The sequence below is a fragment of the Ruegeria spongiae genome, from assembly GCF_023502395.1.
Classification (GTDB): Bacteria; Pseudomonadota; Alphaproteobacteria; order Rhodobacterales; family Rhodobacteraceae; genus Ruegeria_C; species Ruegeria_C spongiae.
Map to the genome: position 1 here is coordinate 1 of NZ_JAMFMB010000033.1, position 25,333 is coordinate 25,333.

Sequence of the window (25,333 nt, forward strand, 5' to 3'; positions counted from 1 at the left end):
TTCGTCACCATAATCCAAGATGGCCAGCGGATGGCTGCCTTATAGGATGCAATCTTTTCCACTCTGCGGCATAAGCGCAATGAGAAAAACCGATTTCACCAAAATCAACTTATTTCTCTTTGTTGCGGGAGACAAACCGCGCATCAGACGCGGTTTGCTGCCGATGCGGGGACCATGCGCCGTCACCGCCCGGTCGGATGGTGGTGCGCAGGAACAGGTTGCCGACCGTCTCGAAGACCAGCGCAAAATCGTAGCACAGGCTCTGATGGCGCTGGTAAATCAGATCCAGCCGCGCCTTGGCCGGCACGCAGATCCGGCAATAGATCGCGTCGGTTTCCTCTGGTGTTTCGCACCGTTCGAGCAACGCCGCCTCGTGCCGGTGATAGGCGATCGAAGCCAATCCGGTCACGCCGGGGCGCGATTGCAGCACCCGCGCGTAAAGGTCGGGAAAGCGTTCGACATATTCCCGCAGCGGCGGCCGGGGACCGACAAAACTCAGATCTCCCTTCAGGATGTTCCACAATTGCGGGAACTCATCGAGCCGCTTTGAGCGCAACCAGGCCCCGGTAGGGGTGATGCGCGCCGCCTTGTCGCCCCCCGAGACGCCCGCGTCCTGACCGACGACGGTCATGGTCCGGAGCTTCCACAGGCGGAACGGTTCATCCACCCCCTTCATCCGCTCGGCGACGTAAAACAGCGGGCGGCCTTCGCGGATTAGCAGCCAGGCCAGCAGCCCCAGCAGAACGGGACCCAGGACCACCACCAGCAGCGATGCGAAGAACAGATCCAAGATACGCTTGCGCCAGGTCATCGCGTGACGGATATGCCCTAAATTTGCGTCATTCGGCTATCGTGGTATCCGGGCGCGCGCGCGCTGTCCATCCCGGCCTGCGCCTCGGCCAGCGGTATTGCAGGTAGATGATCTTCACGGTACCGCTGGGATATCCGGCCGGACCGACCTTGGTGCCGGTAAGGTCCCAGCGAGCGAGTAAGCCATACCAAATACACTGGCCCATATTGGCGTGCAGGCATTAGTGACACGAGGACTCATCCGGCAGGCGGATATGGGTTGGATACTGGTGGGCTGCATCCTGCCCGATCTGCCTTGGATATTGTTGCGGGCCCTGCCGCTGGAGATGTCGCCCTATGAGTTGCGGCTTTATGCCATCGTGCAAAGCTCGCTTGCGCTGAGCCTCGTCGCGGTGGCGGCACTTGCCTGCCTGTCGGCGCGTCCCGCCCGGACCGCGATGATCCTGGGGCTGGGCTGTGTGCTGCATCTGCTGCTGGATGCGACGCAGACCAAATGGGCCAATGGTGTCGTGCTGTTTGCACCGCTGGACTGGCGAGTGGTTAATTTCGGTCTCTATTGGCCGGAAAGCTGGCCAACTGTGTTAATGACCGGTTTCGGGGCCGCCTATTTCATATGGGTGCTTTTGCGAGAGCGCCCCTGGACGGGCGCAGCCCCGAAATTCAGCCTCGCACCGGGGCGGCTTGTGCTCGCGACAATGGGGATCGCACTCTATCTGATCCTGCCGCTTCCCCTGATGTCTCGCGCCTTGCAGGTGGATCCGCATTATGTCGCGACCCTGGTTCAAACCGAGGCCCGTTCCGGCCGTATCGCAGGGTTCGATCGCGCCCACATGATCCGCGATGCGGCAGGCACCCCGTTTCTGCTGCCCTGGACCGGCGAGCGGTTGGCACTCGCAGGGCGGGTTCCGCCGGAAGAGGCCGACCTGATCTCGGTCACCGGATCTTTTGCGGAGGAAGGGGTCTTCGGGATCGAGGCTTTGCATGTGCATCCATCCGGGCGTCGCGATTTCCTGTCCTATCTGGGTCTGATGACCTTGCCGATCTGGGGCGCGGTTCTGCTTTACAGACGCCTTGTTCGCCGTAAAGTTGTGGGCTAGGGTGCATTTCGAGTTCGCTGGTTTCGTGGAAATCACGGCTTGACCTAAGGGCATGCGCGAGATTCCGCTGCAACAGTGGGCGACCTGGACATTTTCTTGCCACTTTGAGGACCTCAAAGTGGCGCGGAACTTCCTTCAGATTGACTAAACTTGGCCGGAACATATCTTGTGGGACAAATAAAAAGAATGACAACGTTTTGAGCAGAACATGACGGCAATCGCGGAGTTGCAGGGCAACGCACATTTAACATCGACAGAGACAAATATGTTCACCAGCATTGTCAAAGGCTACGCAGTGGCGCTGATTTTGGGCGTTGCCGGAGGCTATGTGATTGGTGGTCCGATATGGGCCTGGCTTTTGTTCGTGTGGATTGCGGGTGCCCCGATCACTCTGTTCTTCTCCGAACTCTTCGGACAGGCCCGCAGGGCTGAGGAAACCAAGTCCCGGTCGCCGGGTATCCCGAGCGCCGTCATGGCAGGCACGCAGGAAACCCCCAAGCAGTAATCTGCTGTTCGGTTAAGCGTTCTCAGTAGGCTCCAGGTGAGCGCCCGCGCAGTACCATCATCGCCGTCTTGGCGGTAATGCGCAGATCCTCCATCAGCGACCAGTTCTGGAAATACTCGATATCCATTGCGATCCGCGCCTCATAGGTCGCGTCCGAGCGGCTGCTGGCCTGCCAGGGACCGGTCAGGCCAGGGCGCATCTGGGTATAAAGCTGCGCGGCCGAGCCGTAACGCACCAGTTCCTCGCGCGTGACCGGGCGCGAGCCGACAATGCTCATGTCACCGCGGATGACGTTCCAGATCTGCGGCAGTTCATCAAGGCTCAGCTTGCGCAGGCGGTGCCCGATACCGGGGATGATGCGCGGATCGTTACGCAATTTGCGATAGATCGCCCATTCTCGCTGCGCGACCGGATCGGTTGCCAGAATATGGGCCAGACGCGTATCGGCATCCTTCATCATGGTGCGGAATTTCAGACAGTTGAACTGCCGCCCACCACGACCGACCCGCTTATGCGCATAGAACACGCCGGGGCCGTCCCGAAGGACGATCAGGCTCGCGATCAGCAGCATCAGCGGTGCGAACAGCACCAGCATCAGAACTCCGACTGTGATGTCGAACATGCGTTTTGCTAGAAATTTCAGTCTTGTGTCCCGTACTTCGGACACGTCTTCAGATATATAAAGATTGCTGCCGTGATCAAACACGTCGTAATCTCCCCCAACACAGATACACCGCTCGATTGCGGCACTCACTACCAAAAAAAACCAAAGCTCAGCCCCCAGAGCTCCGTTAGTAAATTATTTACTATTCATTAAACTTACAGATCGTTTCCCCGGGTTGGCAAGGCAAAACCCCATTGCGACCACTTTTATGCCATAATTCCAACCGCACGCTGTGCATTTTTTTGCGAAAATACCGAAAAATCTTCAGATTTTACATACATTGGTGACGTTCCGGACACAACCTCTGCTGCACCCGGCAAAAGAGTCGCATGCCCGGCTGCATATCAGCGCAGCCGTCGCCGGACCGCCTCGCCTAGTTGGTTGGCGAATCTGCCAAACGCCCGCGGGCGGCGCAGCAGTTCCAGTGTTGCAAGATCGGGGCGGGCACCCCGCAACGCCTGCATCGCGGATTCCGTGGTGGCAAGATCGGCGATACGCGCCTGACGGCGGCGCATCAGGGTCACGCAATCTGCTGGCAGTGTCGCGACATGGCGATCCAGAAACGCAGCATCGGCCCGCGCCAGCGCCCGTGCGTGACCGGGGTCGAGCCGGTTCGAGATCGACCCGGCACGGGTGGTATACAGATAGCCAGGCTTCGGTGTGAACCACAGCTCTGCGCCTCGCGCCAGCATCTCCAGCATCAGGTGGAAATCCTCGCCATTGCGTAACCGGGGGTCGTATCTCACGTCTTGCGCATTCAGAAAGCGCCGCGAAAGCAAAGGTTTGAGATAGCCAAGGCTGGGCCGGCCGGGGTGCGCCTGATTGCCGGCCAGGAATGCGGTCAGATCCCAGCGCACCGGCCCCTCTATGCCGCTTATATGAGGGCTGCCGACTGGCTGCTCCGCCTCGTCCAGCGGCTGGAAATTGTCATAGATGGCGTCAGCGCTTTTGGCGCGCGCCAGCGCGATCATCGAGGCCAACCGTTCCGGCGCCATAGCATCATCGGAATCGAGCACCGCGATCCAGTCACCCCTAGCCCGGTCGATCCCGGCATTGCGCGCCACCCCCGGCCCGCCATTCTGCGCCAGTTGCAGCACCGAAATTCGCGCGTCCTGCGCCGCCATCCGGTAGGCCAGCGCTGCGGTGCCATCGGATGAGGCGTCATCGATGACGATCACTTCGAGGCTCACGTCACGCTGCGCCAGCGCGCTCTGCACGCTGCGCGCCAGATGCGCCTCGGCCTTCCAGGCGGCGATGATCACGGTTGCGTCGGTCATGGGGTCAACTTAACTTGCGGACATATTCGAAACTCCGGACGGCGGCGGGAAGTTTTGGGTGGTTCTGGTTGTTCTATAGAGTTGGGCAAGGGTTTGGCACCATGAAATTTTACGGTCTTTTCCATCAGGCATGCGGCGTGCTGTGCGCGCTGACCCTTGCACTGGCGCTCACCCCGGCAGTGGCAGGCGCGCAGACCACGGGCGGGGGGTTTTTCTCAAGGTTGAACGATCTGGATTCGAAGGACTGGTTTGTTTCGAATTTCAGGATAAAGAATCCCAGTTTCCGAACCGGCTGGAGCCGCAGCGCCGTGTGGAGCAACCCTGCCGACGGCGCCCTGATCCTGTCACTGTCGCCGACCGTCTCCGGGGCAAATAAGGATTTCGTGGGGGGCGAGGTCCAGCGTCGCCAACCGACCTCTTACGGCCATTACGAGATCGTCATGACCGCTGCGCGGGGCGAGGGGGTGATCTCGTCCTTCTTCACCTATACCGGCCCGTATTTTGGTAACCCCCATGACGAGATCGATTTCGAGTTCCTGGGCCGCGATACTACAAAGGTCTGGGTGAACCGATTTGTCGGCGGAAAGAAACTCCCGGGACAATGGCTGGATCTGGGCTTTGACGCCTCCGAGGATCCGCATCTCTACAGTTTCGACTGGCAGCCCGACAGCCTGACCTGGTCGGTGGATGGGCGGGAATTGTTGCGCGTGACCGCCGATGAGGTCGATATCCCCGCCTTGCCGCAGAAAATCTACATCAATATCTGGGGTGGGGCCGAGGGGCAGAGAAACTGGTCCGGCGTCGCCCCGCGCGCCGCCCGCGCGCAGGCGCGCTATTATTGTATGTCCTATCGCCCGCTCGGCGCCAGCACCCGGCGCTGCTCGGATCTGCCCGGCTGGTGAGGCGCGCTCCATGACGGACCCTTCCGCCCCGCAGGTCACGGTTGTCATCGCCGCCTGGAATGCCGTTGCGACACTGGAACGCGCGGTGCAGAGCGCCTTGCAACAGACCGTGCCGGTCGAGGTGGTGGTGGTGGATGACGCTTCAACCGACGACACGGTGGCTGTGGCCGAACGGCTGGCCGCCGCCGACCCGCGGCTGCACCTGCTGCATCAGCCGGAGAACTGCGGACCATCCGCTGCGCGCAACCGGGCCATCGCCGAGAGCACCGCGCCCTGGATCGCGGTGCTGGATTCAGACGATTTCATCGACCCCGACCGCCTTGAGCGGTTGCTGGCCATCGCCACGGAAACCGGGGCCGCGTTCGTCGCCGACGACCTTCTGAAGGTGGACGAGGCTGATCCATATGGTCCGCGTGACCGGATGTGGTCACAAACCGATATCGGCCGGATCGAGGTAGATGCCGCGATGTTCGTCGAGGCCAACCTGTCGGTGCGCTATGGTGGGCGGCGCGAGATGGGGTTCCTCAAGCCACTGATGTCGCGCGCCTTTCTTGAAGCACATGGGTTGAGCTATGAGCCGCAGATCCGGCTGGGCGAGGATTACGTGCTTTATGCGGCGGCACTGGTTGCGGGTGCACGCTTTATCCTGACCGACCCTGCGGGCTATGTCGCGGTGGTGCGGCCGAACTCGCTGTCGGGGTCGCATCCCACATGTGCGCATGAGCATCTGATTGTCGCCGACCGGGCCTTGCTTGCCACCCCGGGACTGGCGCCACGCGCGAAAGCGGCGCTGCAGGCGCATTTACTGGAACAACAGAAGAAATGGGCCTGGCGGCGGCTGATCGACGCCAAACGCGCCCGTGATCCACTTGCGGCGGCGGCGGCTTTTCGCGCGCCTTTACCGGTGATGGCCGACCTGGCTGGTCGGCTCTGGCACGATCTGCGCGCGCGGCTGGCAGGCGATCGCCCGGGCGCGCAGGAATTCGATGTGCTGGTGGTGGCCGATGGTCGGTTTTCGGGCGGCAGCACCGCCGCGCTGGTGGCTGATGTCACCGCGCTTGCCGGGTTGGGGCTGCAAATCGGGCTGCTCTTTGTGCGCTCGGCCTATCTGGATGATGAACGCGATCCGATGAACCCCAACGCGCTTGCCTTATGTGATCTCGAAGGAGTGACGCAGTTGGCACCCGATCAGACCGCGCGTGCGCCGCTGGCCTTCCTGCATCACCCGCTGGTCTTCTTCAGAGGCATCGAAGAACGCGCGCGGCTCAGCGCCGACCGGGCGGTGATCGTCACTCATCATGCGCCGTTCCGCAATGACGGCTCGCTGGAATATGACCCGGTCACCACCGCGCGTCGTGCCCGACGGGCGCTGGGGCTGGCACACACCCCCTGGTTTGCGCCGATCTCGGGCGTGGTGCGGCGGCAACTGGCCAGTTTTGCGCCCCTGCTGCGGATGAGCTCCGAGGACTGGCCCAATATCTTCGACCCCGCCGACTGGCCCGACAAAAGCCCGATCCTGCAGGGGCCCAGGATTACCATTGGCCGCCATGGCCGCGCCGACGCGCTGAAATTCCCGGCCACTGGCCCCGAGATCGACGCTTCACTGCCTGCGGGACCGGACATCACCGTGCGCATTCTGGGTTGCCCCACCGAGGCGCTGGTCGAAAAGGGCGCTCACCCTGACACCTGGGAGGTGCTGCCCTTCGGCGCCGAGCCGGTGGCAGCCTTCCTCAATTCGCTCGATGTTTTCGTCTATCACTACCATTCTAAGCTGACCGAAGCTTTCGGGCGCACGGTGCTTGAGGCGATTTTGTGCGGGCGGGCCTGCCTGGTCGATCCCAGGCTGGAACCCACCTTTGGCGATATGGTCGACTATTGCGATCCTGTCGACACGCGGGATGCACTGGCCCGGATCGCTGCTAATCCGGATGCCACACGGGTGCGGGTGGCGCGGGCGCGCGACCAGGCGATCGAGATATACGGGCGCCCGTCGCTGGGCCCGCGCTGGGAGCGGCTGACCGCCGACCCGGGCGTGTCCGGGAGGGCCATGGCGGCGGTGCCGCCAACAACCGCCCTGCGCAAGTTGGTCGGGCTTTACCGGCGGCGTGTAGGCGGTGCGACGGGCTGACGGAGTGCGTATCCCATGAATTTCCAGTCCAAGATTGCACGCCGCGCCTATCGGTTGGCGCTGCCATCGCTGAAGCTGCGCCGAAGCCGCCCGGCAGATCAGGCACCGCTGTTCGTGATCGGTTCGGGGCGTAGCGGTAATACGCTGGTACGGCGGGTGCTGCTGGCATCGGAGCAGATCTATATCCCACCCGAGACCTATGTGTTGGGCGATCTGATCGAGGGCTGGCCGCAGATGGCGCTTCTGCCCTGGCGGCAGAAGGTCTGGCTGTTCTGTGCCCAGTTCGAGAAACATTATCATTTTCCGACTTTCAGGCTGGATAATCTCAATGATTTTGCTGCCGAGGCGGAAAAGCTGGAGCCCCGGACTCTGCATGCGCTGATCCTGGCTTTTTATGCCTATCTGGCGCGCAAGGATGGCAGCAAGGCCACGCGCTGGGGCGACAAGACCCCGTGGAACACCTATCACCTGCCTGCGATCGGGGCGATGTTTCCCCACGCACGCTATGTCTGGCTGATGCGCGACGGGCGCGATGTGGCGCTGTCTTATTACAAGGCTGGACTTTATGACAGCCTGGCCGAGGCGGCGGTCCGCTGGGCCGACGCCAACCGGGCCTGTCAGCGCTTCGAACGATGGTGTCCGCATCTCTACCGGCTGCGCTATGAGGATCTGGTCACCGACCCCGAGGCCACCTTTGGCGCGTTGTTTGCCTGGTCAGGGCTGCAGTTCCACCCCGATATGCTCGAGAGCCAGCCGGGGGTGATGGGCGATGTGGAACTCGAAGGGCACCACACCCGCGTGCGCGACCGGATATCATCCCGCTCGGTCGGGCAATGGCGCGACAAGCTGGGTGCGGCGGAGCTGGGCGCGCTGCCGCCGTGGTTCTGGGAGCAGCTGCGCGTCCTGGGTTACGTGGACTGATCAGCCCGCAGGCCGGGTCGCCACATAGATCGCATCCCCCCGCATGGTGGCGTATTGCGCCGCCATCTCGCCATCGGCGGTGATCACGTCCAGATCGAAACCGGCGGCGCGGATACGGTCGGCAAGATCGGCACCGAAAATGCGCACATGGTCGTACTGGCCGAAATGCAGATGCTGTTCGGCGCTGCCGCGAATGGCGGGGTTTTCATAGCTTGTTCCCCACGCGGGGATGACCGGCGTGGTCAGGATGGCGAAACCGCCCGGGCGCAGCACCCGCCGCAGTTCGGGCAGCGCTTTGCTGTCATTCACATGTTCCAGCACGTGGTTGGCCATGATCGTGTCGATGCAGCTCTCCTCCAGCGCCAGATCCTCCATGTTCAGTTCCAGATCGGCCCGGCCCGGTTCGATATCGGCGGTCTGGTACTGGTCGCATTTCGGTTTCAACTCACGGGTCAGCACCGGTTCCGGTGCAAAATGTAGGAACCGGCCAAAGCGCTGGCAGCGCGCGTCACCATCCATCCACAGTTTCAGGAAACGGTGACGCTCGCGCGAATGGCAATCGGGGCATTCCGAGGAAAACCGCATCGCATCCGAGCCGAAGATCGGATCGAACTGTCCCTGATAGCCGCAAAGCGGGCAATGGAAGGCGTGGATCTCATCCGCCGGGCGCGCCCGTTCGGCCAGCGTTTTGGCCAGGCGCTGCATGTCATAGGGTCTGAGATTGGTGGTGATGGCCTCTGCCGTGCGCCGGGCCAGCTTGCTTAAAATCTTCATACTCTCTCATACCTCTTAAAATCGGTCTCTAAGCTCTACTCTCATGGTTTTCTCATGCCATGTCCGTTTCACCCGGTCGTCGGCGCAAGTTTTGGCAGGATCTGCTCACTCATGAATCCGGTCAGCTTACGGGCATAGGCCTCGGGGCTGAATTCCCGGCGCACTCGGTCCTGCGCGGCCTCGGCAAGGCGCGCGCGCAGCGCCGGATCGGAGAGCAGCGTGCCGATGCCGCGCGCCATGTCTGCGGCTTCGGGTGCAACCAGTATCGAGATTTCGTCATCCAGCACCTGTGTATGGGTGGGCAGGCGGGTGGCCAGCAGCGGGCTGCCGCTGTCGAGATAGGAATAGACTTTCATCGGCGTATTGCGCCCCTGCGTGCGGGGCGAGACCACGATCGAGGCCTGGGCCAGATATTCACCGATACGCTCGACCGGGCGCGGGCCCAGCAGCGACACCTGATCGGCCACACCCAGCTGCTCGGCCAGGGCGCGATGCTCGGCCACGTGGGTCTCGGACCCGCCGATGATCACCAACCGCGCGTGATGCCCGTCAGAGATTGCCCGGGCAAACCCCTCGATCAGCAGACCAACCCCCTGATAGCTTTCCAGGTTGCCGATATACATCACCACCGGTTCGTCAAAGCTGCAATCCTCCGGCGCGGCTTCGGGCAGAGCCTCGGTGACCAGGGTCACATCCTCGAGCGTCTGCACCGGCAGGCCCGGCGCATACCCCTCGACCAGATCCTGCAGCGCGCGGCAGCAGGTGATGGCGCCGATGCTGCCACGTGCGGCCCGCGCCTCGGCCCCTTCCAGCAGGCGCCGCAGCCAGCCGGGCAGATCGAATTTGTCATCCATCTGCTCGGGGATTGAGCTGTCCACGTCATAAAGATAAGGCACCCGGAAAAATGGCTTGAGCATCAGCGCGATAAAGGCCGCCTCTTCGACGGCGATCACCAGATCGTATTTACCGCGCAGCATCCGCCAGGCTGCCATCGGCAGCATCACCGCGTCGCAGATCACTTTCTTCAGCGAAAAGCCCGGGGGCATGTTCCGGGTGCCCGGCAGGGCAGGGAGCCGGTGCAGTCGGACCCGTTCAATTCCCGGATCGGTGCCCTCGGCATAGACCAGCACGTCGCAGTCATGCCCCTCGACCGAAAGCACCTGCAGCAATGCGCGTACCGCGATCGGAGTGCCGCGGGGCACAAAGAAGGGCTGCGGCGCCAAAACCAGGACCCGCATGACTCAGCCTTCCGCCCAGGCCAGGCGTGCCACCGGTATCCCGAGGACGTCGGCACGGTTTGTTCCCGCCGCAGCCCACATCCTGGCAATGAGGAGATGCGTATCGCCTGCAATCATGCTTTTCACTCAAATCAGTCTGGCGACAAGCTAGTGCGGAATTGTGACAAAAGAAAGCCGCAGGCCGCACTCGCTCCGGGCTTGATGCCGGTCCGGCATTGGTGTGTAGTCGGACCGGTTCCTTATTTCCGTTTTGCGGAAGGCCTTTTCATTTGTCCGGATTGCCGGAGACGCGCTGTTTGAGCAGAAAGGCAGCATTTCCACATGTTCGCGACTTGCATGAGAGGCCCTGATGACGATGGGCCGTATCGGAATCTGGGCGGCGGATAATGGGCAAGCGCTTTCTTGCAAGTGCCGGGGCGTTGAGTGGGGCTCGTCTGCTGACTGCTCTGTCGCAACTGCTGGTCCTGCCGATCATCGCCCGGTATCTGACAGCCGAGGAGTTCGGGCTGGTGGCGCTGGCAATGACGCTGGTTCTTTTCGCCCAACTGTTCAGCGACGCGGGGCTGAGCAGGTCTCTCATACGGCAGGAACAATACCATCCAGAGGAATGGAGCGCGGTCTTTTGGTTGCTCTTCGGTATCGGGCTGGGGTTGGCGCTGATCGCGCTGGCCATCGCTCCGGTCTGGGCCTGGGTGTTCGAGGCGCCGGAACTGTTCGGGATGGTCGCCGCCCTGTCCGTGACCCCCATGTTCCTGTCCCTGGCCGCAGTGCCCAATGCGCGGCTGGAGCGTGAAAACCGTTTTGGAACGCTGGCGCTGATCCGAGCAGGGGCGGCGCTGGCCGGCATGATGGCTGCTGCGGCCCTGGCGCTGGCCGGGGCCGGTGTCTGGGCGATGGTGGTTCAACAGATTCTGCTGACGGTGATCCAATGCGGCGCAGGCTTGGCGTTCAGCGGGTTTCGCCCGATGTTGCCTCGATGGCAGTCGCAGCTGAGCAATCATTTGATCTTTGCCCGAGATTCCCTGGGAGCTTCGTTGCTGCAAACCACGCAGCGGCAGGTGCCGATGATGCTGATCGGGCATCATCTCGGTCCGGCGTCGCTGGGGCTGTTCTCGATGACGTCCCGGCTGCTCAACCAGCCCAGCATGGCGTTGTCCGGGCCGATGGCGCAGGTTGTCTATGTGCGCATGGCCGCAGCACAAGGAGATGACGGACAGCTTGGCGCGCTTTATGTCGGCAGCATCCGCCTGCTGGCCTTGGCGATATTTCCGCCTATGGCGGTTCTGGCCGGGGCCGGAGGGGATCTGTTCGCGCTGTTGCTTTCCGAACCCTGGCGCAAGGTCGGGTTTCTGTTTGCATTGGCTGCACCGGGCTTTGCTCTGGAAGCGGCTGTGGCAACAGCCGGGGTGATGTTTCAGGCAGTCGGGCGCACCGGTCTGCGGCTACGCATGATCGTCGAACGCACCGTATTGCGGCTTGTGACGCTGGCGCTGGCAGTTCCGTTCGGCATCGAGGCCGTGGCGCTGGCAATTACCCTGTTTGTTTTTGCCTATACGCCCCGCTATTGGGCCTTTGCGCACCGCGCAGTGCCCTTTGATCGCCGCGCCGCCCTGAGCGCTCTGGGAATGACGACGGGGATTTCGGTCGTCACTTGGGGGGCAATGTATTTATTGGCCCGGCAAGGCGGCGATTGGGCCACGCTGGGTTGGGCGGTCGTGATTCTGGCCGCAAGTTGGGCGGCGGCGGCGGCAATACAATGGTCGCGCCTGCGGGCCAGTCTCGCCACATTTGGCCGGTAGAAATATCTGGTCTGCCCGTCGACCCCGCAGTGCCGAGTGCAGGCTGCGAAACAATTGCGCGCGCGCGAACAAATTGGTGCCACTCTCCGAACGAACGCGGTTGCAGGTGGCATCGTGGATATGACGAAAGTGTATTTCCCTTGCGCGTCCGGCCCTCCTTTTAGTACAGTTCCCGCACGTAGTAGGGGGTACTGCTCGAAAGACGACCCGTGTATCGGAACGAAAGTCGGCGGGGGTCGGCTTGGGGCCGAGTATGTGTTTGGGGGGCGGATATTAGAATCCGCAAGTTTTCGAGCATTAGAGTTAATTGGTGTTGAGTGGGGGTTTGTTTTGCTTAACGAAACGTTTGATCAGCTTGATGAAGCTGAATTGTGGTATGTCTCCGATTTCACGGTGGCGGCCAGTTGGAACCAGACTGCCTGGAATCCCGACTATCTTCTGACGCCGCCCGGCGAGGTGGTGCTGACCTTGGACGGCACCGATACCGACGGCAAGGATTTCACCGGATCTGAACTGCAGTCAAAGGCCCTTTACAGCTATGGCAGCTACGAGGTCGACATGGTTGCCTCGGGTGATTCCGGGGTTGTTTCGTCTTTCTTCCTGTTCAGCAACACCTTCTTCGGTGCCGCCCGGCATAACGAGATCGATTTCGAGTTTCTGGGCAATGACACCACCAAGGTGAATATCAATTACTATTACGGCAACGAGAAACTGGGCGACAATGGCTCTGTCCAGATCGACCTGGGTTTTGATGCTGCCGATGCGATGCATACCTATCGCATTGACTGGCATCCCGACGGCATCCGCTGGTACGCCGATGACGTGCTGCTTTACGAGGTGGTCGAAGAGACCGCACCGCTGCCGATCCCGGACGAGCCCATGAGGATCTACATGAGCGTCTGGAGCGGCGGCGACGGGTTGCAGCACTGGCACGGGCCCATCGCCCCGGATGTCGACACGCAGGCGCGCTATTCAGAAGTGAACTTTACCCCCTATGTGCCCGAGGCACCCACCGATGGCAGCGGCGCGATTTCCTTTGCCGGCGAGGATGACGCCTATGTGATCAATCTGGCCGATGGCAGCTTTTCCCAGGCGGCGAAGGTTATGGCGACCGGAGACTCGCTCACGGTCGGCCGTGTCGATCAGAACGATCCCGACGATCCGGAAGAGGCATTCGACGGCTATCGTATGGACCTGTTCGACCTCATCGTCGAGGGTGGTGGATGGATCGACTATGTGGGCGGGCTGCAGAACGGTCCTGCCGACATGATGGACCGCGACCATGCAGCCGTGAGCGGCGTCAAGCTGCGCACCATGGTCCTCAACAATGACCGCAGCGATGCGGATCTGTCAGTCAACCTGTCGGCCAATTCACCCGACATCGTGCTGCTGATGGCCGGCACCAATGATTTCAACGCAAATCTCTTCACCAACAACCAACTGCCCCCTCTGCTGGAAAACATGCAGAAGGCGGTTGATCAATTCTATGCCTATGCCGGCAATGCCAGCAAATATCTGGTTGTGTCGACACTTGCCCCCAAGGTGCGGGGCATCCCCGAGGAATATGCCTCTTTCATCAATGAAGGCTATTCGACCGTGGGCGGCACCCCGGTGCTCGGCGATGTTGGAAACGGGACGTATGTGCCGGGGCTGCGCGCGCTGATCACTGCGTTACAAGCCGAGCATCCGACGCTGATCCTGTTCGACAACCCGGTCGGGGTCGACGGTCTGACGAGTGACGACGTGCATTTCAGCAATGAAGCCTATGCCGAATATGCTGCGGACATGTATAATCTGCTGCTGACGCAGATCGGCCAACAGGCCGGCACGTTCGGAGCGTTGGCGGGGACGCTGCCGGTGGCCAGTGATGTGACCGGCGGTAATGCCGGTGACCGTATCACCGGTGACGGGGCGGCCAATGTCATCATCGGCGGCGGCGGGGCCGATTATCTTACCGGCGGCGCCGAAGCGGACACGTTCGGCTATGGCAGCGCGTCTCTGGACGGCAAGCGCGATTACATCTCGGATTTCTCGATCGCCGAGGGTGACACGCTGGATCTGTCCGGGGTCGTCGCGCATTACGGCTGGACCTTGGCCGAGTTCCAAGCTGCCGTCAGGATCACCGAGGATGTCTCTGGTGCGGAACTGGCGGTCGACACCCCGTCCGGGCTTGTGCCGCTGGTCTACATTGCCAATATCTCTGCGGCGGAACTTGCGAATGTTCTGAATGTCGATCTGACGGATACGTCGGCGGATGCGGACGGCAATCTGGCCGTCACTGCGCCGGATGTCGCGATTTCGGCAGACGAGGTCACGGCCGTGACCTTCAACGTCACCGGCATCGATGCCGACGCCACGGCTGTGGTCGAGGTGAGCGACGGCATCAACACCGTCACCTCAGCGCCGCTGGCTGCGGATGGCAGCGTGATACTGGACCTGAGCAGCCTGGCCGATGGCAATCTGACGGTCTCGGTGACGGCATCCGATGACGACGGCAACACCGCTGCCGTGTCCGGTCCGAACCTGATACTGACCACTGCGGGCGGGGCTCTGCCCACGCTGAGCGGAACCAGCGGCAGGGACACGCTGACCGATGGTGATGGCGCGACCGAGATCCTGGGCCTGGGGGACCGCGACACGCTGTTTGGCAATGGCGGCAACGACATCCTTGATGGCGGCGCCGAGGTCGACAAGCTTTATGGCGGGACAGGGGCGGACGTGTTTCGCTTCACGCCCGATAGCCTGGATGGCAAGAGCGACGTTCTGTACGATCTCTCGATTGCCGAAGGTGACAAGATCGATGTGTCGCAGATCGGGGCGTTTTACGGCTGGGATGCCGGACAAACGCTGGGTGCGCTGACTTTTCAGAATATCAAAGTCGGCACGAAAATCACCATTGCAACCCCGGATGGCACCTACAATCTGGCGACTGTTCTCGGGCTGTCCGCAGCCGAACTTCAGGCGGCGGATATCCTGATCCTGGAAGCCGGGCCGCCGCCCGATACCGGCGACGATGACGGCAATCTGGCGCTCATCATCCCGGACACCGAGATCGACGCCAGCGAGGTGGGGACGGTCCAGGTCGATGTGACCGGCATCGACGCTGACGCCACAGCCGTAGTGACGCTCAGCGCCGGCGGCACCGATCTGACACAGAACATCAGTGCCGACGGGACGCTGTTCTTCGATCTGAGCAGCCTGCCGGATGGCCCGGTGAGCAGCTCGGTGGTCGCCACCGATGGCAGCGGCAATGCAAGTGCGGTATCGGGCTCGACCCTGACGCTGGACACCGCTCCGGACCTGTCGGCGGACGAGGACGGAAATCTTGCGGTTACTGCGCCGGATACCGACATCACGGCGCTCGAGATCGGTTCAGTGACCTTCAACGTCACCGGCATCGATGCCGACGCCACCGCGGTGGTCGAGGTGAGCGACGGCAGCAACACCGTCACCTCAGCGCCGCTGGCTGCGGATGGCAGCGTGATACTGGACCTGAGCAGCCTGGCCGATGGCAATCTGACGGTCTCGGTGACGGCATCCGATGACGACGGCAACACCGCTGCCGTGAACGGTCCGAATCTGACGCTTGATTCCACCATCGTGGTGGTGCCCACGCTGAGCGGAACCAGCGGCAGGGACACGCTGACCGATGGTGATGGCGCGACCGAGATCCTGGGCCTGGGGGACCGCGACACGCTGTTTGGCAATGGCGGCAACGACATCCTTGATGGTGGCGCCGAGGTCGACAAGCTTTATGGCGGGACAGGGGCGGACGTGTTTCGCTTCACGCCCGCGTCCCTGGATGACAAGAGCGACGTTCTGTACGATCTCTCGATTGCCGAAGGTGACAAGATCGATGTGTCGCAGATCGGGGCGTTTTACGGCTGGGATGATACAGAAACGCTGGATGCGCTGCGCCTTCAGAATATCAAGATCGGCACGAAAATCACCGTTGAAACCCCGGATGGCGACTACCGTATCGCGACGGTTCTCGACCTGTCCGCAGCCGAACTTCAGGCGGGGGATGTTTTCATCCTTTGAGGGCAACATACGGTGGCGCGTGAACGGGTCCCCGTTACGGCCAACCGTTTAGCGATCCACACAAGGTCTCCGTCCGTCATAATTGGCGGGCGGAACTTGTCATCGTGCCTGCTCGACGCCGTTGAAACGATCCAGATCGGTGCAAGACACAACCAGCCGACGATTTCCTGTGCCGCTCTTCCAAACGGCCCCGGTATCTGAAGGCGGCGCTTCCAGGCGTGCACTGACGAGTGTGGTTGATGCTTGAAAGCCTGCCGGCGGCACGGTTTTGGAGCGTGGGGATGATGACCTCAAGCGGCGGCCTGTTGGCACACATCAAGATGCAGCGAAACATGCCAGACAGAACCTGTTGGACCAACTGGGTTGACGCTTTGTGTTCTCCGACGCGCCGTTCAGACACCAGGGATGGAACGGTCCGGCCCCGGGGGCGATATCCGGTGATCGAGGCGTCGCTCAGCGCGCGCCGCTCCGCTCGAAATGACGGGGCGTCAAATTCCGACCGCGTTGGATAACCCCGCCCTCCTGCCCGATCAGTGGTGCCGAAGCGGTGGGGACACAACGCTGCGTTAAGATTTCACGGCAGGCTGGAATCCGCTCAAAACAATGGTTTTATAGCCAAAAGAACAAAATTCCGCCACAGGATTGTACGTCAACAGGCGCAATTCTGCCGGGTTTTGCCGGGATTGTTGACCAACTACCGGAACTGATTTTAGGACGACGGAAAGGTTTTCACACTCACCACCGAAAGCCGAAGGTGAATCGAAGATAAATCAGAGCGGAGAAAGGGCCCAGAAAAGGGAGCAACGCAGGCACTTCTGTTTTAAACACCACCTTGTATCCGTTTAGTGAGTATCCCCCGTTTGACTCGGTCGCGAATAGTTGACCGGTCCGGTTTTGTTGTGTGCCTTCACAAGGGCTGTTGGCCTGCAGGTAGCTTTTCTTATTTGGCGAACTGTCTCCGACCTGGCGAAACGCCGCGTTGATATGCGGATTTTTTGCAATGGATGCTCCGGCAGGATGGGCCGGACGAAGAAAAGGACGGTAACATGGACACTCACATGGACATGGGCGGGCATGCCGGACATGCCGAACACGCCGCTCAGGTCAATGCCCTGTTCGCCCCCGCAGACGCCACTCACGTCGCGGTGAAGGACGGTAACTGGTCGGACGCATCGACGTGGTCGAACGGAAAGGTCCCCGGCGACGGGGCGATGGTACACATTCCCGAGGGCAAGGACGTCACCTACGACGTCTACAGTGCGAAGGAACTGGATATGGTCCGGGTGGACGGCACCCTGTCCTGGTCGCAGAACAAAGACACGTCGATGCATGTCGATACGATTCTGACCAGCCACGGATCGCATCTGGAAATCGGTACGATGGACAACCCGATGCCTGCGGATGTCTCGGCCGAAATCACCTTTGTGGACGGGCCGATCGATCTCAAGGAAGATCCCGGCCAGATCAGCCGCGGCCTGGTGGCCTTTGGCGAGGTGGAAATCCACGGTGCCGACAAGGCAAGCTATCTGACGATGAACGGTGGCGCGCAGGCGGGATCCAAGACGATCACCGTCGAGGGCGATACGGACAACTGGGAAGTGGGCGACCAGATTCTGCTGGTCGGCACCGGAGACGGGAGCCGGGATGAAACCCGGGCGATCGTGTCGGTCAATGGCAACAAGATCACCTTCGACAAGGCGCTGAACTACGATCACGAACCGCCTGCGGGGTTCGATTTCGACACCTATGTGGGCAACCTGTCGCGCAACGTGGTGCTCCAGTCGGAAAACCCCGATGGTATTCGTGGCCATTTCATGATGCATAACGGCATGACCGACGCGGGGCAGGACTATGCCAACATGGTGCTCAATGCCGAATTCCGTGACATGGGCCGCACCGATCACAGTCGGACAGTGGGCACCGAACCGGGCGACAGCAACCCGCAGGGGCGTTATTCGATCCACATGCACCAGATCGGCACGGAGCCGGATTCGGCCGTTTCGCTGATCGAAGGCAATGCCGTGGCCGGCAACCCGGGCTGGGGCATCGTGCAGCATTCCAGTCAGGCGATGATCAACGAGAACATCGTTTATGACGTCACGGGCGCAGGCATCGTGTCGGAATGGGGCGATGAAACCGGTGAATGGAATGGCAACCTTGTCAGCTCGGTCACCGGACCAACGGTTTCAAAACAGGTCGGTTCCGAAGGGGCGGCCTATGAAAACCAGTCCCGGGTCATCGTACAGCAGGACAACATTGCTGCGAACTCTCTGATCGGCTGGAATTATTCGGGCCGCGAAAGCTTCCCCGAAGACGAGCTTCATAGCGGCGCACCCAAAGACGGGATGCACCGCAAGCAGTTCGAGCGCGAACAATTGCCCTACGATCCGTCACCTTTCGACATGGCGATCGACCATGAAGAACCGGCGATTGTCGATTTCGACAACAATACTGCGATTGGCACCGGTACCGCTTTTCGTGTGTTCCACCGCCAAATGGCAGAGGACACCGACACGATGAGCGTGATCGACAACTTTACCGTCTGGGGCGGTGAAGATGCGGTTAACCTCGATAATTATTCCTCGAACTACCTGTTCAAGGATTCCACCTGGCAAGGGGACGGAATCGGCTTTCGGGTCGAACGCAAAACCTCTTCGGCAGTGTTCAACAATGTCGATATGCACGACTTCAGCATCGGGTATAAGAGCCTGGGCTTGAATCATGAAATGGTGCTGATCGATACGGATTTCCACAATGTGAGAACCGAGTTCGACCTTGCCGACCTGCTTATCGGTGTCCACAGTGATTCACTGCGCAAGGAACTGATCAGCTATTTCAAGAGCAAACACGGCATCAATTATGAAAACCCGATGCCCAAGATCGTCGACAGCGACACCCTGACCCCAGTCAATGCGGTGACCTTCAAGGCCGACGGCGACGCCGACCTGACAATCACACCCAAGGACAGGGGCCTGAACATCACCGGGACGATCACCGATTCCGTCGGCGTGCGGAACTTCAATGAATACGTGATCGCCAAGACTCCGAAAGGCACCGGCACCAGTCAGGATTTCGAAGGGATCAGGCTTACTCTCTTTGCCGAAGCCCACGACGAGCCGTTTGTGCAGAAAGAAATCACGGTAGACCAGTTTCTGGAATTGCACGGCACCTATCAGAAGGGTGACGGCAGTTGGGTCTCGCCTGTGGTCAACTGGATCACCGACCGCCTGACCGGGGATCAGCACCCGGTGATCATCGAGATCAAGCTCGACGGGTTTGACCCGGCAACGATGAAAGCCCATGAGCTGTCAGCCTATCCCGATCCCGGAATCAACAACCCGGATTTCGACTACAATCTCGCCGGCGGCGGTTCGGGTCATGGCGGCCATACCGGTGGCGGCGACGGCGGCCATACCGGTGGCGGCGACGGCGGCCATACCGGTGGTGGTGATGACGGCCATACCGGTGGCGGTGATGACGGCCATACCGGTGGCGGTGATGACGGCCATACCGGTGGCGGTGATGACGGTCAGACCGGTGGCGGTGATGACGGCCATACCGGTGGCGGCGACGGCGGCCATACCGGTGGTGGTGATGACGGCCATACCGGTGGCGGTGATGACGGTCATACCGGTGGCGGTGATGACGGTCATACCGGTGGCGGTGACGGCGGCCATACCGGTGATGACTCAACGGGTGTCAAGCTCGTGGGCGGTAATGAGGCAGACGTCTTCACGGGCACGATGAACAACGATGTACTCGAAGGCGCCCGCGGCAACGACACGTTGACCGGTCGCGCGGGTCATGACGAGATCACCGGCGGCCTAGGCAAGGACAAGATCTATGGCGGCAACGGCCACGACACACTGGATGGCATGAGTGCCCCCGACGAAATCCGCGGGGGGCTCGGGCACGACCTGGTGTACGGTGGTGGTGGCAACGACCTGATCGGTGGCGGCATGGGTAAAGATACGCTCTTCGGCGGATACAACCATGACGTAATCTTTGGATCCGGAGGCAATGACCTGATCGATGGCGGTGCCGGCAATGACAGGATGTCCCTTGGTCGCGGCGATGACGTTCTGATCTTCTCTACCGGGCAAGATACCGTGCGGGATTTCGACGCCCAAGGAGACGACCTGTTGAACCTGTCGCTGGCCGAGGGCATCACCAATTTCGCCGATCTGAAGGCCAATCACCTGAGCAATGTCGGGGGCAAGGCGGTCATCACAGACGATGCCGGAAACTCTCTTACCTTTGTAGGAGTTGACGTCGGAAGCCTCACTTCGGATGATTTCATCTTCTAGAGCGCAATCCGAAAACCGCAAAACGGTTTTGGAGCAGATTGCGCATCAAAACAAACAGATAGAGCGGCGGTCATGAATTAGACATCATGGCTGGCGCCCTAGGGCATACCCTTCAGGTCAGGCCGGCGCACGTTCGGTCTGACCATCCTGCTCCGGCAGTTTTCCAAGCGGCGGATCACGGCGTTCGGACAGGTTTCCGGCGGCTTGACGCGGCCGCCGGGTGCCTCCGGCGGACAGAAGGCGGGCTATAAACCGTCCCAGGGTTGCTGCCATGCTCCAGTCACGGTCCCGGAGCGCGACGCGCAGGCGCCATGCCGTTCCGCGCATCAGCGCCGCAGATATCTCGGCCCCCAGTGGTGAGGCCGCCGCCAATTCGGTCAACGCAGCGCACATGTCAGGTGTCAACGCCTCGGTAATGCCATGCTTGCCCGCCATCGCGCGATGGCAGATCTTCTTTTCTACCGGCGACAGCGCCATGTCCGGCAGCAATTCGGCGGCCATGCGGAAAGCTTCCAACGCCATGGACCAATCGGTGCGACGCGCATGAACACAGCCGCGTTGCAGCCGTCCGGCGCGGGCGGCATGATCAGGTGTTTCGGCCTCGAACATTCCGGTGAACAGCGTTGGTTGCAGAATGTCCCGCAGCCCTTCGAACACTTGCTTGTCGGTGGTTTTCCAGACCGCATCGGACTGTGCCGCCGCATGGCGTGACGCTACCGATCCGCGGGCGCCGTCATGCTTTCTTTGATGAAACAGGGCCTCTTCGGTGACGGCGACCGGAAACCGTGCCGCCAGCCGCACGATCATATCATAATCGATCGAGCGGGGCAGGTTCTCACGGAATGGTCCGACCGCGTCATAACAGGACCGCCGCACCAGGGTCGCGTTCTGGAACAGAAAGATGTCTTCGAGCAGGTGGCGTAACATCGATCCTTCACTCAGATCGGGCCAGTAGCCGGGACCCGCCAGGATTCGTTTCCCGCCGGCGGGATCGTCAGAAAAGCGCTTGTACCCGCCGCCGGCCAACCCCGCCGATGGATGTGCCCGCAGCAATCCCGTCAGAGTTTCGGCAGCATGGGGCAGAACGATATCATCATCGTCGCAAATCCAGATTAGGTCGCCGCGCGCCTGCGCTAGGGCAGCGTTAAGCGCCCGCGACTTGCCGCCATTCTCGGACCGGAAATAACGCACCGGTCCCTCGGCGGTGCGGACCACTTTTTCGGTATCGTCCGTGGAGCCGTCGTCCCAGACGATGATTTCGTTAACAATCCGGGTTTGACATGCCAGACTGTTCAAAGCTTCATGCAAAAACGCCGATCTGTTGTACGTCGGCACAATGGCTGTGATAGTCGTTTTATCAGGAGTCATTAATCACAAAACCAAAACGGAGACGTCCGTTGACTGAAACATTTCATGCGCCGCGCAGGATTTCAATCGCGACCTGCGCCGTGCAACTGGACCTGCGGCATTTTCTGCGGTTACCGGGCCTGCTGCCGGTCATCGCGCTTTGGATCTTTCTGGCCCAATCGGCGTGGTCCCAGCAAGTCGGATCGGGCACCGCCTATGAACTGGGCGCGACGGATCAGATCGAGGTACGAATAGTCGCCTGGGATTCCAACCAGCAGGCCTTTGTTCAGTTCGATGAACTGAGCGGGGCATTCAGGATTGGCCAGGACGGAAACGTGATGCTACCGCTGGTGGGAGCCATCGCAGCCGCAGGTCGGGCGCCGGTGGAACTGGCCGAGAACATCTCGGAGGCAGTGCACCGCAAGGTCGGTCTGAATCAACCGCCCAGCACCACGGTCGAGGTGCTGCAATACCGGCCCATCTATGTTCTGGGCGATGTGATGCGGCAGGGCGCCTACGACTACCGCCCCGGTCTGACTGCGGTGCAGGCCGTGGCGCTGGCCGGGGGGCTGTACCGGTTGGGCAGCTCCGATGCGGGCGACCTGATTAACGCCATCCGCACCTCGGGCACCTTCCGCGAGCTTGGAATGGACAGGGCGCGGATGCAACTGCGCGCCGCACGCCTGCGCGCCGAGGCCGATGGTCTGGAGGATTTCGATGCCCCTGCCGGGTTGCGCTCGCCAGGCGGCGAGACTGCGGTGGCGGCGATGCTCGAACAGGAACGCACCCTCTTTGCCAGCCGCCGCGACACGCTGGTCAATGCGCTCGAGGAACTGGCCGCCTCGCGCAAGTTGCTGGAAACTGAAATCGCGGCGCGCGAGGAAAAGCTGGCAGGGCTGAAGCGGCAGGTAGAGCTGGTCAAAGAATCGGTCGGCAACATGGAAACGCTGGTTGAACGCGGATTGTCGCGGTCGCAGAATCTGATCCTGGTGCAGCAGACGCTGATTGATCTCGAGGCGCGGGCCCTGGATACCGAGACTGGCATCTTCCGGGCTCAGCAGGAGATTTCTGAGCTGAACCGGGACGAGGCGGATCTGATCTCGGCGCGACGGCTGGAGACGCTGCGCGAACTTCAGAATACCGAGGCCGAGCTGGACCGCCTGGCAACGCGGGAAGCGGTGAACCGCCGCATTCTGCGCGAAACGGAGGTTGGAGCAGCGCTGGCCGGAGATTTTCCCGAACAGCCGATTTCGGTGATCCGCTACCAGATCCTGCGCGAAGCCGAGGATGGGCAGCAGCCTGTGCCCGCCGACCGCGCCACGGTGCTGCAGCCGCTCGACGTGCTGGAGGTCATTCTGGAAACGCCCGAGACTTTGCCCGACAGCATTAAGGGGGGATGACCCCATGCAGCGCTATATGTTTCAGTAGCTTCTGGTCCAGCCCATTCTGGTCCATCGCAATCCGGACAGGAGCCGATCATGACCGGTACAACCCATTCCAGGACCCCGCCCGAGATCGATATTTCGGTCTGCGTGCCGGTCTATAACGAGGAAGACAGCGTCGGCCCGATGCATGCGGCGATCACCGCTGCGCTGGACGGGCTGGGGCGGCCATATGAGATGGTCTTTGTCGATGATGGCAGCCGCGATGCGACGATCCCGCGCCTGAAAAAGATCGCCGAGACCGATCCGCGGCTGACCATTGTCCGGTTTCAGCGCAATTACGGCCAGACCGCGGCGATGATGGCCGGGATCGACCATGCGCGCGGGCGCTTTCTGGTGACCATGGATGGCGATCTGCAGAACGACCCGGCCGATATCCCGATGATGCTGGAAAAGCTCGAAGAAGGCTATGATCTGGTGGTGGGCTGGCGCATCAACCGGCAGGACAAGCTGCTGTCGCGCAAAGTTCCCTCGAAAATCGCCAACTGGCTGATCGGCAAGGTCACCGGCCTGCCGATCCGCGACAATGGCTGTTCGCTCAAGGTCTATCGCGGCGAACTGATCAAGCGGGTGCCGCTTTATTCTGACATGCACCGCTTTATCCCCGCAATGACATTGCCGCTGGGCGCGCGTGTGGCGCAGGTCGGCGTGCGCCATCACGCCCGCCAGTTCGGCGAGTCGAAATACGGGCTGTCGCGGATATTCAAGGTGCTGCTCGACCTGGTGTCGATCAAGACGCTGCTGATCTTTGCCCGTCGGCCCCTGGGCGGTTTCCTGCGGCTGGCTGGTCTCTCGGCGCTCTGCGCGCTGCTGGCGGCGCTGCTGATCGGCTCGGACGGGACGTCGCGGGTGGTGGAAATGGCGGTGGTGGGCCTGTTCGGTTCCCTGTCGCTTTATCTGATCCTGTTGGGCATGGTGACCGGCGCGATTTTTCAGGATGGTGATGCGAGCCTGCCTCCGGACCCGGTGGAAACCCCGCCGGAGCAGGGGTGACCTTGCGGCGAAACAAAAACCAAGTATCTGATATTAATGAATTGATGTAGAGTGTAACGATGACCCTTGAACTGGTAGAGCAAAACCTCCGGCCTGAATTTTCGGCCATTGTCGCGGTCAGCGACGTGGCGCGTCTGGCCGACATGCTTACAAGCTACCGCGCGGCGCTGGATGCACCGGGGCGCAGCTATGAGCTGATCTGCGTGACCGATGGCCGCGAAGGCACCACGATGGAAGCCCTGCACCGGCTGGCCTCGGACTGGCCGGAACTGGTGGTGCTGGGCCAGCATCCCTGGAGCGATGACGACGCCGCGCTGCTGGTCGGGGTCAAGCGGGCGCGCTCCGATCTGGTTTTGACCCTGCCAGGCTGGCCCGAGATCGACACCACCGATCTGCCGACACTGTTCGAAGCGCTTGGCGACAGTGACATGGTGATCGCGGCGCGCAGCGGGCGCGACAAGGGCGGGCTGCGCCGAACCCTGTTTCACGGGCTGCTCAAACGGCTCTTTGGGCTGTCGGTGGACGATCCGTTCTGCCGGGTCCGGCTGGCCCGCAAACCGGTTCTGGAAGATGCCGGCGGGCTGGGCGTGCGCCAGCATTTCATTCCCTCGATCGCGGCGCAGCGCGGCTATCAGGTGACTGAGGCCCAACTGCGCCCCGCCGCCGCCGAGGAAGAGGCCGCACATGGTCGTTTCGTGTTCAAGCCGCTGGGCCATGTGCGCGCGGTGCTGGATGCGCTGATGCTGTTTGTGGTGCTGAAATTCCTGCGCCGCCCGATGCGGTTTTTCGGCGCCATCGGGGTACCGATCCTGCTGGTCGGGCTGGCGACCACGGCCGTGCTCGTGGCGTATCGCCTGTTCGGCGCCACCGCGCTGGCGGACCGGCCGGTACTGATCTTTGCCGTGCTGATGGTGGTGCTGGGCATCCAGATCATCGGTCTGGGCCTGGTGGGCGAGATCATCATCTTTGCCCAATCCCGTCGTATGAAACAATACACCGTCCGCTCGATCCAGCGCGAGGATGCGGACGCCATCGCCGAAAAAACCAAGGAAGCGGCCGGTTCTCCGCCCCAGCGCGCGGGGGAATAG

General features: G+C 61.4%; 16 protein-coding genes and 1 pseudogene. 11 read left to right on the top strand and 6 right to left on the bottom strand.

All coding sequences use genetic code 11. The annotated features are described in order from the left end of the window. Positions 1 to 205: 205 nt before the first annotated feature. A pseudogene (locus M3P21_RS19020) lies at positions 206 to 811 on the bottom strand (sugar transferase); the annotation flags it as partial. 223 nt (positions 812 to 1,034) lie between these two features. On the opposite strand from M3P21_RS19020, the gene M3P21_RS19025 reads away from it, so the two are divergent. Together M3P21_RS19025 and M3P21_RS19030 are read left to right on the top strand one after the other, a co-directional pair. Then, entirely contained in the window at positions 1,035 to 1,907 is an 873-nt protein-coding gene (locus M3P21_RS19025; protein WP_249712595.1) for a hypothetical protein, read from the top strand. Positions 1,908 to 2,172: 265 nt separating this feature from the next. Beyond that, positions 2,173 to 2,412 (top strand): hypothetical protein, encoded by a 240-nt coding sequence (locus M3P21_RS19030; protein ID WP_249712598.1) that lies wholly within the window; start codon positions 2,173 to 2,175, stop codon positions 2,410 to 2,412. Between the two features lie 22 nt (positions 2,413 to 2,434). Here the strand turns inward: M3P21_RS19030 and M3P21_RS19035 are convergent, their stop codons facing one another. After that, positions 2,435 to 3,118, bottom strand: a complete 684-nt coding sequence (locus M3P21_RS19035) for a sugar transferase (RefSeq protein WP_505973658.1) — start codon at positions 3,116 to 3,118, stop codon at positions 2,435 to 2,437. Between the two features lie 302 nt (positions 3,119 to 3,420). Further along, positions 3,421 to 4,353, bottom strand: a complete 933-nt coding sequence (locus tag M3P21_RS19040) for a glycosyltransferase family 2 protein (RefSeq protein ID WP_249712604.1) — start codon at positions 4,351 to 4,353, stop codon at positions 3,421 to 3,423. Between the two features lie 101 nt (positions 4,354 to 4,454). On the opposite strand from M3P21_RS19040, the gene M3P21_RS19045 reads away from it, so the two are divergent. The 3 genes from M3P21_RS19045 to M3P21_RS19055 are packed head-to-tail and all read left to right on the top strand — an operon-like array spanning position 4,455 to position 8,304. Continuing rightward, complete coding sequence (locus tag M3P21_RS19045) at positions 4,455 to 5,255, top strand: family 16 glycosylhydrolase (protein WP_249712605.1); 801 nt, start codon at positions 4,455 to 4,457, stop codon at positions 5,253 to 5,255. 10 nt (positions 5,256 to 5,265) lie between these two features. Further along, on the top strand, positions 5,266 to 7,383 hold the full coding sequence (locus tag M3P21_RS19050; protein WP_249712607.1) for a glycosyltransferase: 2,118 nt from the start codon (positions 5,266 to 5,268) through the stop codon (positions 7,381 to 7,383). Positions 7,384 to 7,398: 15 nt separating this feature from the next. After that, positions 7,399 to 8,304 carry a sulfotransferase family protein gene (locus M3P21_RS19055; RefSeq protein WP_249712609.1) on the top strand — a complete coding sequence of 302 codons (906 nt, stop codon included), beginning with the start codon at positions 7,399 to 7,401 and terminating at the stop codon, positions 8,302 to 8,304. Here the strand turns inward: M3P21_RS19055 and M3P21_RS19060 are convergent, their stop codons facing one another. Then, on the bottom strand, positions 8,305 to 9,078 hold the full coding sequence (locus tag M3P21_RS19060) for a methyltransferase domain-containing protein (protein WP_249712612.1): 774 nt from the start codon (positions 9,076 to 9,078) through the stop codon (positions 8,305 to 8,307). It abuts the gene before it with no gap. Between the two features lie 68 nt (positions 9,079 to 9,146). Beyond that, on the bottom strand, positions 9,147 to 10,316 hold the full coding sequence (locus M3P21_RS19065) for a glycosyltransferase family 4 protein (RefSeq protein WP_249712613.1): 1,170 nt from the start codon (positions 10,314 to 10,316) through the stop codon (positions 9,147 to 9,149). Between the two features lie 386 nt (positions 10,317 to 10,702). On the opposite strand from M3P21_RS19065, the gene M3P21_RS19070 reads away from it, so the two are divergent. The 3 genes from M3P21_RS19070 to M3P21_RS19080 all read left to right on the top strand — a co-directional run bounded on the left by M3P21_RS19070 (position 10,703) and on the right by M3P21_RS19080 (position 20,463). After that, a complete protein-coding gene (locus M3P21_RS19070; RefSeq protein WP_249712616.1) occupies positions 10,703 to 12,115 on the top strand; it encodes an oligosaccharide flippase family protein in 1,413 nt (470 codons plus the stop codon). Positions 12,116 to 12,445: 330 nt separating this feature from the next. Next, complete coding sequence (locus M3P21_RS19075; RefSeq protein ID WP_249712618.1) at positions 12,446 to 16,156, top strand: family 16 glycosylhydrolase; 3,711 nt, start codon at positions 12,446 to 12,448, stop codon at positions 16,154 to 16,156. Positions 16,157 to 17,202: 1,046 nt separating this feature from the next. Next, complete coding sequence (locus tag M3P21_RS19080; RefSeq protein WP_249712619.1) at positions 17,203 to 20,463, top strand: G8 domain-containing protein; 3,261 nt, start codon at positions 17,203 to 17,205, stop codon at positions 20,461 to 20,463. 117 nt (positions 20,464 to 20,580) lie between these two features. On the opposite strand, the gene M3P21_RS19085 is transcribed toward M3P21_RS19080, so the two are convergent. Beyond that, positions 20,581 to 21,831, bottom strand: a complete 1,251-nt coding sequence (locus M3P21_RS19085; RefSeq protein ID WP_283781056.1) for a glycosyltransferase family 2 protein — start codon at positions 21,829 to 21,831, stop codon at positions 20,581 to 20,583. Positions 21,832 to 21,860: 29 nt separating this feature from the next. Here M3P21_RS19085 and M3P21_RS19090 point away from each other — a divergent pair, with 29 nt between their 5' ends. From M3P21_RS19090 to M3P21_RS19100, 3 genes are all read left to right on the top strand, one after another. Further along, positions 21,861 to 23,210 (top strand): polysaccharide biosynthesis/export family protein, encoded by a 1,350-nt coding sequence (locus M3P21_RS19090; protein WP_249712623.1) that lies wholly within the window; start codon positions 21,861 to 21,863, stop codon positions 23,208 to 23,210. Between the two features lie 78 nt (positions 23,211 to 23,288). Further along, positions 23,289 to 24,245 (top strand): glycosyltransferase family 2 protein, encoded by a 957-nt coding sequence (locus M3P21_RS19095; RefSeq protein ID WP_249712624.1) that lies wholly within the window; start codon positions 23,289 to 23,291, stop codon positions 24,243 to 24,245. A 59-nt stretch (positions 24,246 to 24,304) separates the two neighbouring features. After that, positions 24,305 to 25,333 (top strand): glycosyltransferase family protein, encoded by a 1,029-nt coding sequence (locus M3P21_RS19100; RefSeq protein ID WP_249712626.1) that lies wholly within the window; start codon positions 24,305 to 24,307, stop codon positions 25,331 to 25,333.